Genomic DNA, 13,689 nt, shown 5'->3' on the forward strand with positions numbered 1-13,689 from the left:
TGGTTACTTCGACTTGAGCAAATTATCGAAGTAGACGATTGTCTTTTCGAGGCCCTGGCGAAGCGGAATGGTCGGTTCCCACTTGAGGGCACTCTTAGCAAGCGAAATGTCCGGACGGCGCATCTTCGGATCGTCCCCCGGGAGCGGCTTGTAGACAATCTTGCTCTTGGAACCCGTAAGCTCAAGCACTTCCTTCGCAAGTTCGAGCATCGTAAATTCGCCTGGATTACCGATGTTCACCGGTCCGATAATCTTGTCCTGATTCATCATGCGGACAAAGCCTTCGATGAGGTCGTCCACGTAGCAGAAGCTACGCGTCTGGCTACCATCACCGTAAATGGTAATGTCTTCGCCATTGAGCGCTTGGACAATGAAGTTCGAAACCACGCGACCGTCGTTCGGGAGCATGCGCGGACCGTACGTATTGAAAATGCGAACGATGCGGATGTCGACCTTGTTCTGGCGGTGGTAATCCATAAAGAGCGTTTCGGCGACGCGCTTGCCTTCGTCATAGCAGCTGCGGATGCCGATGGGATTCACGTTTCCCCAGTAGTCTTCGGTCTGCGGGTGTACAGCCGGGTCACCGTAAACTTCACTTGTAGAAGCCTGCAAGATGCGGGCTTTCACGCGCTTTGCGAGACCGAGCATGTTGATTGCGCCCATGACGCTTGTCTTGATGGTCTTTACCGGGTTGAACTGGTAATGGATCGGGCTTGCCGGGCATGCCAAGTTGAAAATGCGGTCCACTTCCAAAAGGATTGGCTCGGTCACATCGTGACGGATGAGTTCAAAATTGCGGTTGTCGCGCAGGTGGGCAACGTTAGCCATACGGCCTGTGAAGTAATTATCCAGGCAAATGACTTCGTGACCGTCATTCAAAAGTCTTTCGCAAAGGTGACTTCCTAAGAATCCAGCACCACCAGTAACTAAACAACGCATAAAAACTCCCATAAAGCGTCTAGATGTAAAAAATATAGTAAAGGAGATGCCCGCTCAAGGCGGGCATGACAGCTAGATGGCGGGGCAATCCCGCCATGACAAATTCGAATTAAATTCTCATCGAAATGTCGAGAGCCTTGACGCTATGCGTGAGGGCACCGACAGAGATGAAGTCGAGACCGAGCGTTGCAATCTGCTTCGCACGTTCGAGCGTCATGTTGCCAGAACCTTCCACAAGCACCTTGTCGCCACTTTCCTTGATAATCTTCAAGGCTTCGGCCATCATTTCGTTGCTCATGTTGTCGAGCATGATGACATCGACACCCTTGTTGAGGAGAGCACGGAGCTGGTCGAAGTTTTCGACTTCCATTTCAACCATCAAGCCCTGCTTGTTGTTCTTCTTGACAACTTCAAGAGCTTCAAGCACGCCACCGGCGGCTGCAATGTGGTTGTCCTTCACGAGCACCATGTCAAAAAGGCCCATGCGATGGTTGGAACCACCACCGACGCGAACGGCGTACTTCTGCAAAGTGCGGAAACCCGGAATCGTCTTGCGGGTATCGAGCACCTTGGTCTTACCGCCCTTCAAGGCTTCCTGGAACGTGTGAGCAACCGTTGCCACACCGGAGAGCTGCTGGATGAAGTTCAGAAGCGTGCGTTCACCCGTCAAAAGTTCGTGCGTTGTGCCATCGAGTTCAGCAATCAAGTCGCCCTTCTTCACGACGTCACCATCTTTCTTGTGGAGCGTCACCTTGGCGTTTGCCTTGAGTTCCTGGAACACGAGTTCGATAATCGGAAGGCCGGCGAGCACGCCATCTTCTTTAGCGATGAGACGGGCATGCTGTTTCTGGTCCGCGGGGATGGTCCATTCACTGGTCACGTCACCCGTGCGAACGTCTTCCGCCAAAGCGAGGCGGATCATGGTCAAAGCATCTTCGGTTGGGAATACTGGAGTAGAATTATCGCCGTACATTACTGTGCGCCTTTTCCGGTTAAAACAACGTAAACTGTTCGTACAAGAATCTGGAAGTCCAAAAGCAAGCTCATATTCTCGTAGTAGTACATATCGTACTGGAGCTTGATCTGCACATCTTCGATGCTCGTATCATAATGGTGGCAAACCTGAGCCCAGCCTGTGAGGCCCGGTTTCATCTTGAGGCGGCTGATGTAGAACGGGATCTGTTCACGGAGCTTGCCGATAAACACAGCGCGTTCCGGACGCGGACCCACCATGCTCATGTCGCCTTTCAAAACACAAAGAATCTGCGGAAGTTCATCAATGCGGGTCTTGCGCAAGAAGCGACCAATTCGCGTGATGCGCGGGTCCTTCTTGGTGGCCCACTGGGCACCGAACTTTTCAGCATCGGTACGCATCGTGCGGAACTTGTAGACCGTAAACGGCTTGCCATAAAGACCAATACGTTCCTGCGAATAGAAAACAGGACCATGGTCATCGAGCTTAATCGCAATAGCAGCAAACAAGCAGACTGGGAGCGACAAAAGCCCGAGGAACAAGCCAAAAGCAATATCGATAATGCGCTTGACACGCACCTGCCAAAGCGGCATCGTAAACGCAAAAAGTTCCTGCAGTTCGAAACCGTAAACAAGGTTTGCCTTGAAACGTCCATTCACAACGCTATACAATTCAGGAACAATATAAATGTGGAGCGGGAGTTCACAAATCCAGACGAGCACACGCATAATCTCTTGCGGAGACGTACTTTCGTGCGCAATGATAATGCCGCTGACCTTGTACTTCTTGACAAGAGCAGGCAAATCGGAATACTTGCCGAGAACCGGAACCTTCGCAAACTTTTTCGGCAAGACTTGATAGCGTTCATCGACAAAGCCCACAACACGCTGACCACGAGCCGGAGTCTTTGCCAAATCTTCAGCAATCTTTCGGCCCGCTTCTGTAGCGCCAAGCACGAGGATGTTGTTCGCCCCATAACCCTTACGGAGCAAAGCCCGCAAGAAGATGTAGATGAGCATACGGAACAGGCCAACAAGCAAAATAGCAAGGCCGCCATATATAAATATCCACGGGAACCGAGATCCATAGAGATAGCCCTCGCTGAGCGGTTGGTTCGTGAAGACCTTCCCCATGAATTCAGCACCAAAAAGACAGACAATCACCAAGACCACACCAATCACGACAGCCCTGAGGACGCGCAAGACTTGGTGCGTTCTTGAAAGCAACAACCAGGAGCGATACAATCCGGCAAAGGTAAATAGAGTAAGCCACCCGATATTCAAGACTAGTCCGTACTGCCAATAGCTTTCGAACGTCTTGGTCGGGTCAAACTTATCTACAATCCAACCACTATGGAACTGAACCCAAAACGCCAAGGCGAAACAAATCGACAAAGCGGCAAAATCCGAGAGGATTAAAAGAATTCGTTCCAAAGTAGTTGCGCGAATCATATACGACCTTTAATTAAGCGAGAAAGCGGATGACCTGGCTCTTCTCAACGATTTCGGAGAGAGAGTTCACTGCATCGACAGCCTTGGAGAGCTTGCTATCGAGAGTCTTTTCCGTAATGACGACGATGGACACCTTGCCCGGGTCGTTCACGTTCTTCTGGATAATCGTTTCGATAGAGATGTTGTTGTCTGCAAGGATCTTCGTGATCTTGGCGAGCACACCGCAAGCATCACGGGACGTGAAGCGGAGGTAGTAGCGGGCGCTAGTTTCGGAGATAGGAACGAGCGTTGCAGAGTTTTCGACGTTGAACCAGCCCATCGGGAGTGCCTTGCGGCTGCCCTGGTCGGTAGAACGAGCGAGGGACACGAGGTCGGCCACGACTGCAGATGCGGTCGGGAGGCGGCCAGCACCGGCACCGGTCTGAACCGTTTCGCCGAGGTTGTCGCACTTGAGGTAAACAGCATTGATGACGCCGTTCACGTTAGAGAGCAAGTTCGTGTTCGGAACGAAGCACGGATGGACACGGGCGTCCACGCGGTCGCCATCGCGGTGGTAGATGCCGAGGAGTTTCACGCAGCAGCCAAGTTCCTTAGCGAATGCGATATCCTGGGCGGTAATCTTGGAAATACCGGTAACGTGAATCTTTTCGAAGTCCACGCGCTTGCCGCTGCAAAGGCTGGCAAGGAGGGCGGTCTTGTGGGCGGAGTCGATACCTTCGATATCAAAAGTCGGGTCAGCTTCAGCAAAGCCGAGCTTCTGGGCGTCCTTCAAGACGACGTCGAAGTCGAGACCTTCTTCGGCCATGCGGCTGAGGATGTAGTTGCAAGTACCATTGATAATGCAGCTGAGGCTTTCGACCGTAGAGCCAACGAAGCCTTCCTGGACGCTGCGGATGATAGGAATGCCACCGCCAACAGCAGCTTCGAACAGGACATGCAAGCCCTTCTTTGCGGCGAGCGGGAAAATTTCGTGACCGTACTTGGCGAGGAGAGCCTTGTTGGCCGTCACCACATGCTTACCGCTTTCGAGAGCAGCGAGGATCCACTTGCGCGGCATGTTGTAGCCACCGGCGAGTTCCACGAGCACGTCGATATCGTCGCCAGCAATCATTTCGTCGGCATTGGTCGAGACCTTGTAGCCCTTAGCCTTGTACGGGGCAACTTCTTCTTCGGACTTAGCGCAGATGCAAGCGAGCTGCAGTTCAACGCCAAGCTTTTCCTTATATTCGGCAATCTTCTGTTCAAGAATCTGAATGACACCACCACCAACGGTACCCGTGCCAATTAAACCAATACGCAACATATAGCGTCTCCATTTTAAATTTTACGCGCTATAATGTAGTAAAAAGTCACTCCAGAGTTTTTAACAGAGAGTCCAGACGATGGGTCATTTGCATGGCACCAGCACGGCAGAGGTGATCATCGTCATAACTCATCCCTTCCAGGTAATCATGTTCCCCCATTTTATGCTGGTCAAAGAAGGTAAAATTGCTGTATTTCTGGGTCAAAGCATCGAGTCGTTCTAGAATTTGCGGAGCATCGCTGTTACGGAGCCCATATTTTCCGTAAGCATTCGATTCCTTGTAATTGGGATTCTGCGGGAACTCCACACCGATAACCTTGATATTTCTTTCAGCAGCCAATTCGATAATATCGGTCAAGTAACCCAGAGTTTCTTCAAGACGGACAAGCCCCGTATCAAGCCATCCAATATCCTTTTCGGCATGTGCACTCGACCTCCAGTCGCTACAACTGTTCAAAGGCATATACCCCCGTTCGGTCAAGTTAGCTGCATACGAGGAAACCTTGGGCACATCATGCGTCATATCCTTAAGACCTTCAGGAACGCCAGACTTCCAGAAATCGTGATTGGCATCGTAGACATACCCTTTGATTTCTGGACTATAAAGGTAAAAGAAACTGTTGACTTTGCCAAGCCAGAGCCTATCCAAGCTTATGCCAACGATTATATACTTCAACTTCTTAAAGTGAGGCAATACGTAATTGACCGCAATATAATGCGTACTGTGAAGATTGCCATGCGCACTAGCTAAATTTACCACGTAGAACTGATCGCTAAACAATTTGGGAATAACCCCATGATGCGATCTGGACGATCCGAAAACGACGACATCCGCAGTATCCCAATAAGTCCAAACAAGCTCCATCTTGTAGCTCCAATGCGCTTCCTGGAACTCATTGTTTTTGGCATAAAAACCTGCGCTATCCTCATCAAGTTCAAAGAATTCCACTAGTTCTTCCGAAGAACTGCTGAAGAAATCACTTGAACTACTCGATTCTCCTGAGCTGCTAGAATCATCGCTTGAAGAGCTCGATTCCCCGGAGCTACTGGAGTTTTTACTGCTGCTTGATTCTGCGCCGCTAGAACTCATTTTCCTGGAACTGCTTGATACACTAGAACTGCTAACAGCCTTACTAGAACTGGAGATAGCCTTCGTTTTCCCCTGAATCCAGAGGCTCGGGTGCCATAATTCTTCGCCTTCAACAAGATTTGTAACAGAACTATCCGCCAAGTGGACAAGAACAATCTTCGTGTGAGCTCCATCTGCATTTGTAAGAGTCGCCACAAGATTTTGGTTCACACGACCCGTTGCCCATTCGGAATGATCAAATACAAAACCCGAAGGTGCCCTCACGCTTTGAACAAGATTTCCAGAGCTGTCCGCAATAAACAAATACTCGTGGACTCTGTATTTTTCGCCCACAAAATTTTTGCCAGTGCTACCACCAAAATCAAGAAAAGCCGTACGCTTACTATAATCCTTCGCAAGCGATACATTACACGCCTGTTCCTTATTATACCAGATTTTCTCTTTTTTATGGACACGAGCACGGAGAATTTTCGACCCTGTAACCGCAAGCGACTCGTCTTCACTGATACCGCCATGGAACGAACCGTCGAACAACTTTACCGGCGTTCCGAACTTTCCATTCATAAACGGCACTTGCCAAGTACTTGCACTTTTGAAGGTACTCTCGTTAGAATTATCCCCTGCTTTGGTCACGTAGGTAATAACAGTATCTCCATTAGCGAGCACGCTCCAGCGAGGGATAGCAGCACTCTTGACATCAAGTTTTACAAGACCGGAACCCTTTGGATCCAAATTTCGGACGTAAAGCCGGGAAGCTTGGTCGATACCTTCTATACCCGTACAGAACGCCACTTTTTTCCCATCCGGAGAAATATCGGGATGATAAGCAGGAATCGTATCCACAATTTCCACTATATCTTTTTCATTTGTATAATCTATATAGTTGAGGTTGCCCGTAACCTCGTTTTTAAAGACAAGCTTTACTTTAGAAGTCTTTGTGTAATCCCACAGTTTCAGCGCTGATAAAACAATTCTAATCGGAGAACTTACTTCCTTTCCGTCTTGGTCTAAAAAAGTCGCATTAGGGATTGCGCCAAGCGCCAAACGGAACCCAACATGGTCATCATAAGTAGACGGACTTACAGGATACGTCCCCCCTCTTGAATAAAGGTTTGACGAAGATCCACCCTTGATAATACGTTCATCGGCGCCATTTGCACTGGACGCACCCGCAAAATTTGTCACGATCTCATTTTTGAAAAGACCTTTGTAGTCGTTGACAAACTCCTTCTCTTCTTCAAAACAATCCGAACATTTATCATCTTCAGAAGCTACCTTCACCCATTCAGCTTCGGTCGGGAGCCTATAGCCCATCCTATCGAGATGGAACGAAAAACCTGCAAGATTCACACAATGTCCATCTCTATCAAATTCCACACTTGAATATTCATAGACCGTATCCAAATCATCCATTTTGCTTTTTTCATTAGCAAAGAGAACAGCATCAAAAAAAGTCACATTGACTACAGGCACGCTATCCGAGCCACAATCGATGCGTTTTTCAGCAACCGACTTAAATTCACCACAAGTTACCTTATGGACATCCATCCAAAAATCATAGTCCAGCAAGACCTTCATTTCCGGAGATTCGTCTATTTTGGCACCACTCTTATTTGTTCCTAGTGTAACGGTATCTTTTGACCCTTCGACAAGCAACATTTGCCTATGAACGTCCGAAGACGGAATACCCTCGGCTGGATAACTCCCTCCATCCGAAAAACACCCCCAAAAAAATCCAGCAAAAATAAGCACCCAAAAAAGTCTAACGGTCATTTTCAATCCTTCTATGAAAAATCTAATAAAAAAACATCGTATTGCAAACATTGATTTACAACACCTAAAAAATTGGCACTTATTGAAAGCAATCCCCATTTTTTTATATTTAGGCGCATGGAACAGGAAACCGTCAATCCCGCAATTGGTTCGATTCTTAACGAACAGAAATTGAAGAATATTGTGTATCCAGCCAAGCTCTTCAAAGCTAGGTTGAACGAAGAGTTTTTGCGCGCGAACCGCACCCGCAAGCCCTTCCTCTTCATCAAGATCTATTCGCACCAATATGACGTGCTTGGTTGGGGACGTCCTTCTAAGATTGTCGAAAATACTTGGAAAATCAGCGTCCTCACGATGTTTTCGCACTTGCGCTTTATCGATGTACTTGGTTACCTGAGCGACAATAGCGGTATCGGCATCATCCTTTTGAATTCTGACATGAGCACACTCGAGAGTATCCGCAAGGAAATTCTCCACAAGCTCAACGATGCAGGTCTTATCCAGGCACTCCGCCACAAGCCCAAGAGTCCGATTTTCCAGGCATACCTTTACACAGGCTATCAGGAAAAGGACAACCTCGAAATGGACGATAAGCTGAAGGAATTCAACAGCACAAACGGAAGTTTCTTCACGCTGAACAGGTTGAACCTTTCTGACATCTGGGTCCACCCGCACAAGATCCGCTTCAGGCACATCATCAAGAGGATCGTAGACATCACCTGCACTTCCGCAGCATTGATTGTCCTTTCTCCGCTCCTTTTATTCTGCGCGCTCGCCGTCAAGATTAGCGATCCGAAGGGACCGATTATATTCAAGCAGACCCGCGTGGGCAAGAACGGAGCTTTGTTCACCATGTACAAGTTCCGTAGCATGTATGTGGATGCCGAAGAGCGCAAAAAGGAACTCATGGCACAGAACGAGACTGGCGGCAAGACCTTCAAGATGAAGAACGACCCGCGTATTTACCCGTTCGGACATGTTCTCCGCAAGTTCAGCCTCGACGAACTGCCCCAGCTCATCAACATCCTTAAAGGCGATATGTCCATCGTCGGTCCGCGTCCGCCAATTCCGTCTGAAGTGGCTGAATACGAACCGTGGCACCGCATGCGCCTTTCCGTGACTCCGGGACTTACCTGTATTTGGCAGGTCAGCGGTCGCAGCAACATCCCGTTCGAAGGTCAGATGCGCCTCGACAACGACTATATTCGTCGCGACGGCAAGCTCGGGGACGACTTCAAGCTCATTTTGAAGACGTTCAAGGTCGTGTTCAAAGGCGACGGCGCGTACTAGGCAATAGGGATTAGGAAGTAGGAGTTAAGAATTCTGATTCGTCATGCTGAGTTCGAAGAACGAAGCATCCAGTTAATTCTAGTCATAAATTGACTGGGTCCTTTCCCTTGCAGGGTCAGGATGACGCAGGGATAAAACATTCTTGAAACTCCTTGTTACTTTTAGTATCTTTCGCTCTCGGTGTATGGTTAATTATCCGGTGTGATATAAGGAGCGAATATGAAAAAATATTTGATTTCGACGGCGTTACTCGCAGCTAGCGCCTATGCCGCAAGCGTAACAGTCGATCCAAGCGCAACAGCCCAGAAAGTTACGGGTTTCGGTGGCGCAAGCGTTTACTACCAAAGCTGGATCAAGAACCTCCCCGCAGCAGACCAAGAAGCACTTTTCGATACCGCATTCACGGGTCTTAACATTTCCTTGCTCCGTGTGGGCAACTGGTATCAAGACGAAGACGCCACGAAATTGCAAGACGATATCGACATCGTCAAGGCAGCCAAAAAGCGTCTCGGCGACCACATGAAAATCCAGATGTCCAGTTGGTCTGCCCCGGCAAAGCTCAAGCCGAGCAACAGCCTGAACGGTAAGATAAACGGCCAAAAGGTCAAGAGTCAGAACACGCTCAAGACCTCGAACAGCGACCCGTATGGCAAGTATGTCTACAGCGATTTCGCCAACTGGTGGAAGAAGAGCCTCGAAGCCTACAAGGCCGCAGGCATCTCTCCGGACTACATTTCTCTCCAAAACGAACCGGACATGGAAGCCGATTACGAAGAAACCCTCTTCGAACCGACAGAAACAAATGAAATCGCCGGTTACAAGGAAGCCTTGAACGCCGTCTATGACGCCGTGAAGGGACAGACAAAACTCCTTGGACCGGAACCGCTCGGCATTGGCTACAGCAACTTCGAAAAGTACGCCAAGGAACTCGATGCCAACAAGCTGGACGGCTACTCCTACCATCTTTACAACGCCGGTGATGGTAACGACAACTCCGGTAACAACTACCTGGACCCGGAAAACTTCCGCAAGCCCATGAAGGCCATCGCCGACGTGTATGGCAAGGGCGACAAGCCCATCATCATGACGGAATTCTGCCCGATGCTCGACGAACCGCGCGAAAAGGACATGCTCGGCCTCGCCCAGATTATGCAAATCGGCTTTACCGACGGTCGCCTCTCCGGTTACATCGCCTGGCAGCTTTTCTGGGGTTACCACTCCCAGATGATCAGCGTCTGCCCGGGTGCAGGCTGGGACCTGGACGGCAGCGGCAAATTTGTTTGCGATGAAGCAGGCTACAAGATTCACCCGGAATACCACGCCATGCGCCACTTCTCCAAGTTCGTGAATCCGGGTGCAAGCGTTATTGCAACATCCACCGCCGAAGCAAACCTCAAGACTGTTGCTTTCTTGAGCGCAAACAGCGACTCCATCACTACCGTTCTCATCAATACAGGTAGCACGGCCATCCAGCTTGACAATCCGGCCATCGCAGGCTACGGACTCATCACCGCAGTGCAATCCAAGGAAAACGGCCTCAAGAGCAAGAACGTGACAATTTCAAACTGCACTGTCTTGCCGGCACGCTCCATTACAACGCTCGTTTATAAGAAAGGCGCCACAGTCGATTTAGTCGCCAACTGCAAGGACGAAACAAGCGATTCCAGCTATACCGAACCGGTTATCGTTCCGACGGATGACGTTGTGATTGTCGACTATACGACAACGACCGACGTTTCCAGCTGGCAGGCCATGGATGACAAACTCTCCGCAGTCACCTACGGCACAACCGCTATTGACGGCATCGCCGGTTATGCAAGCGTTCCGCTCGCTGGCTGCGACCAGTCCGAAGAAACCTGCGGCTACCAGAACCAACTTTTGAACATCAGCGCCGAAGGCGCCAAGGCACTCGCCTCTTGCGCAAGCCTCGTAATCACGATGCGCAGCCAGGGCACTTCTGACGCTTACGTGAACGTGGGCGGCGCCGCAGGCGGTAGCTGGGTCGATTACGAATACGGCAAGCCGGCTTCGGCAAGCAAGTGGAGCGAAACAAAAGTTTCCCTCAAGAAGGAAGGTGAAAACGGTTCTACCGCACTCACGTTCAACAGCGAATCTGCAGGCATCTACATTGCAAAGATTGTCGCCACGGGCTGCAAGAGCGCAAGCGCCATCAAATCGTTCCGTCAGCCGGTCCTGAACGACAGCAAGACATTGGCAATGATTTTTGACATGAACGGCAACCTCGTTTGGAAGGGTCTCAAGAGCGAAGCTCTCAACGAAAACGGAACGCTCAAGCCGAGCATCCGTCAAGGCGCCTACATTTTGAAAACAAAATCTAATGTTCAGCGCGTCTTCAAGAAGTAACGACAAACGCTATTAAAACTTAAGAACGGTCCGCGAATGCGGGCCGTTTTTCATTCATGCTTTAGCTCGAATTTATACCCGAGCATTATATGTATTGAGCTTGAACAAGATACGCAAAAGGCACCTGGTGGCGAAACCAGGTGCCTTGGAGCTGTATTATGTGAGAATTTCTATTAGCTAAGATTCTCTAGCTGATTATTTAGCATCAACTGCAGGGTCAGTGTCAGAGACGCAGCGGACCGTGAAGGCGTAGACCTTGTTAGTCGTGTTGACTTCACTACTTGCCTTGTCCATGACAACCAAGCCATAAGCCTGCTTCACTTCATCCTCATCTTCAGTATCAGACCAGAAGTAAGCGTAATCATCCTTCATGACCTTATTGTTGTTAGCGTCGTAGTAGCCTACCGCCGTGAAATCGAAACCAACGTCATCGAAACCATATTCGTTCTCAACATTGGCACCAGCAGCCTGGAGCAGATCAAGTTCGTCCTTAGTCGGCAATCTCCAACCAGCCGGGCATGCACCAGAAGTCTGATCCTCAACGTTAAGTTTCTTGATTTCGCCTTCTGTCATGTTATTTCTGAAGTCACCTTCACCCTTTGCAGATTTCCAAGTATAGTAACGGCCTTCAGTAGCTTCGAAGTTTTCAAAGACCTTTTCTTCGAAATTAACTTCACCCATAACCTGGTCGATAGATTCAACATCATCCGTCGTAACAACCTTAGGCAGCTTGTATTCGAACGCGAGGTTTTCATTCATCCACCAGATACCGTCTACGCCCTTGAGCTGAGCATACTTATAGATACGGTTGTCACGAATATCGCAGAACTGCTTAGTCTTGTCGTACATTTCGTCACCGCACCACTTAGCATACTCGATACCTTCACAACGGTTCTTTGCGGCTTCAAGCTTTTCATAGAACGTTTTCAGCTTTGCAGCATCATAAGCGTCAAGAGCTTTACCGACCAAGTTGCCATAGAGGCTTTCCTTTTCTTCGGCAGGAGCCGGTTCGTCACCTTCAACTGGGCGAGGAGACAACTCTACACCGAGGGTACTGTAAGCATCAGCAACAGTAATTCCGCCTTCAGCATAAGAATTATCGCAGTACGACAAGACAACGTCAGTCTTTCCGTCCTTGTCCTTACCGCAGTATTCATGCTGACCGAATTCCTTGCCACCGCACTTCGGAGTAATGATGCCATTCCAGCAGAATTCACCATCCTGAATGCCACGCTTGGTAACAAACTTATAGTTACCATTTTTCAGCAGCTGGTATTCCAAGCAGAGCGGAACGATCTTATTATCGATACAGGTTTCTTCATTAAGGACATATGCCTTTCCATCGCACTTGTCATAAAGCTTGCCAAAGACGCAGAACTTATTGGCAGGATCGTAGAAATCTTCACCGCACATAGCCTTGAAGATGGTGATCGGATCCGCGTCACCGCAAGTCACTTCCACCATTCCGGTTCCTTTGTCCACACTTGTGCAGCTTACACCATCGTTACCGTCTTCGCCATTCCATACGGTACCAACAAGCGTTTCACCGCAGAACATTTGGATACCTTCCTTACCGTTCTTTTCGTCCTTGATGGTCTGAGCAGTACAGCTGGTACCATCTTCACCGTTGATACCGTCGGTACCATTGGTACCATCGGCACCATTCTTACCGTCCCACACGACACCGGAGGTTCCGTCATCGCACTCCATCTGAAGGCCCTTTGTGCCATCCTTGGCTGCGGTTTCCGTGACAGAGCACTTCTTATTTCTAAGAATGGTTTCGGTAGATCCGCAAGTAATCTTAATGCCGTCAGTTGCTTCAGAAGTCGTGCAAGATTCACCGGCAACACCGTTTTTCAAGACACCAACTTGCTTGCCACCGCAAAGCACAGAATAGCCATCGGTAATAGCTTCTACAGTACAGCTAGCGCCGTCCTTACCTGTAGCACCGGTAGCACCTGTTTTACCAGTTTTACCCGTTGCACCGGTAGCACCAGTAACACCCTGCTTACCCGTTGCACCATTCTTACCGTGTAACAAGACGCCTACAGAATCCCCTCCGCAAAGCACCTTATAGCCACTGTCATCTTTCAATGACTTGACTTCGCAGCTTGTACCATTCAAGCCGTTAGTTCCATTAACACCGTCTGTTCCATCTTCGCCAGAACATGCGATGAGACCAAACATGAGTGCGGCACAACCCGCAACACTGAGGTTCTTGTATTGCATAATATGCTCCCTTGTTAATTTTCTCCAATCTTTGTGAAAAACTTTCACAAAACAAAGTTTACATTAATTTTTCGAGAAAGTTAAGTTTTGCTTACAAAAAATTATTTCAAGTTGGAATAAGTTTGCAATTTTACGTTCGTTTTCTTATAAAAATATCACACAGCAAATAAGTAAACTTTTAGCAATATTTGCCAAAATTTGAGTAAATTGGGCATTTTGGGAATTTTAGAGATTGAATACAAGAGAACGAAATTAGAGCTTGATTTTATAAAGTAAA

Annotated in this window: 8 protein-coding genes; 2 read left to right on the plus strand and 6 right to left on the minus strand. The window is 48.8% G+C overall.

What is annotated here, in order from left to right:
- Positions 1 to 3: 3 nt before the first annotated feature.
- The 5 genes from BUC30_RS01970 to BUC30_RS01990 all read right to left on the minus strand — a co-directional run bounded on the left by BUC30_RS01970 (position 4) and on the right by BUC30_RS01990 (position 7,628).
- Positions 4 to 939, minus strand: coding sequence for a UDP-glucuronic acid decarboxylase family protein (locus BUC30_RS01970; RefSeq protein WP_073423286.1), 936 nt, complete (start codon positions 937 to 939; stop codon positions 4 to 6).
- Positions 940 to 1,048: 109 nt separating this feature from the next.
- Complete coding sequence (gene nadC, locus BUC30_RS01975; RefSeq protein WP_073423287.1) at positions 1,049 to 1,912, minus strand: carboxylating nicotinate-nucleotide diphosphorylase; 864 nt, start codon at positions 1,910 to 1,912, stop codon at positions 1,049 to 1,051.
- Positions 1,912 to 3,363, minus strand: a complete 1,452-nt coding sequence (locus BUC30_RS01980) for a sugar transferase (RefSeq protein ID WP_073423288.1) — start codon at positions 3,361 to 3,363, stop codon at positions 1,912 to 1,914. Before BUC30_RS01980 ends, nadC begins: the two co-directional genes overlap by 1 nt.
- A 13-nt stretch (positions 3,364 to 3,376) precedes the next feature.
- Complete coding sequence (locus BUC30_RS01985) at positions 3,377 to 4,666, minus strand: homoserine dehydrogenase (RefSeq protein ID WP_073423289.1); 1,290 nt, start codon at positions 4,664 to 4,666, stop codon at positions 3,377 to 3,379.
- A 46-nt stretch (positions 4,667 to 4,712) separates the two neighbouring features.
- On the minus strand, positions 4,713 to 7,628 hold the full coding sequence (locus BUC30_RS01990) for a TIGR02171 family lipoprotein (RefSeq protein ID WP_348536601.1): 2,916 nt from the start codon (positions 7,626 to 7,628) through the stop codon (positions 4,713 to 4,715).
- An 18-nt stretch (positions 7,629 to 7,646) separates the two neighbouring features.
- Between BUC30_RS01990 and BUC30_RS01995 the strand changes: the two genes are divergently transcribed.
- Entirely contained in the window at positions 7,647 to 8,819 is a 1,173-nt protein-coding gene (locus BUC30_RS01995; protein WP_073423291.1) for a sugar transferase, read from the plus strand.
- 219 nt (positions 8,820 to 9,038) lie between these two features.
- Positions 9,039 to 11,183, plus strand: a complete 2,145-nt coding sequence (locus tag BUC30_RS02000) for a glycoside hydrolase (RefSeq protein ID WP_073423292.1) — start codon at positions 9,039 to 9,041, stop codon at positions 11,181 to 11,183.
- A gap of 195 nt (positions 11,184 to 11,378) precedes the next feature.
- On the opposite strand, the gene BUC30_RS16410 is transcribed toward BUC30_RS02000, so the two are convergent.
- Entirely contained in the window at positions 11,379 to 13,412 is a 2,034-nt protein-coding gene (locus BUC30_RS16410; protein ID WP_073423293.1) for an FISUMP domain-containing protein, read from the minus strand.
- Positions 13,413 to 13,689: the final 277 nt, after the last annotated feature.

Origin of the sequence: Fibrobacter sp. UWB7 (assembly GCF_900142945.1) — a bacterium.
Lineage (GTDB): Bacteria > Fibrobacterota > Fibrobacteria > Fibrobacterales > Fibrobacteraceae > Fibrobacter.

Bases quoted from the DNA above. Each gene is read 5' to 3' on its own strand.
- BUC30_RS01970 (WP_073423286.1), bottom strand. From the start codon at position 939: ATGCGTTGTTTAGTTACTGGTGGTGCTGGATTCTTAGGAAGTCACCTT.
- nadC (WP_073423287.1), bottom strand. From the start codon at position 1,912: ATGTACGGCGATAATTCTACTCCAGTATTCCCAACCGAAGATGCTTTG.
- BUC30_RS01980 (WP_073423288.1), bottom strand. From the start codon at position 3,363: ATGATTCGCGCAACTACTTTGGAACGAATTCTTTTAATCCTCTCGGAT.
- BUC30_RS01985 (WP_073423289.1), bottom strand. From the start codon at position 4,666: ATGTTGCGTATTGGTTTAATTGGCACGGGTACCGTTGGTGGTGGTGTC.
- BUC30_RS01990 (WP_348536601.1), bottom strand. From the start codon at position 7,628: ATGGGGATTGCTTTCAATAAGTGCCAATTTTTTAGGTGTTGTAAATCA.
- BUC30_RS01995 (WP_073423291.1), top strand. From the start codon at position 7,647: ATGGAACAGGAAACCGTCAATCCCGCAATTGGTTCGATTCTTAACGAA.
- BUC30_RS02000 (WP_073423292.1), top strand. From the start codon at position 9,039: ATGAAAAAATATTTGATTTCGACGGCGTTACTCGCAGCTAGCGCCTAT.
- BUC30_RS16410 (WP_073423293.1), bottom strand. From the start codon at position 13,412: ATGCAATACAAGAACCTCAGTGTTGCGGGTTGTGCCGCACTCATGTTT.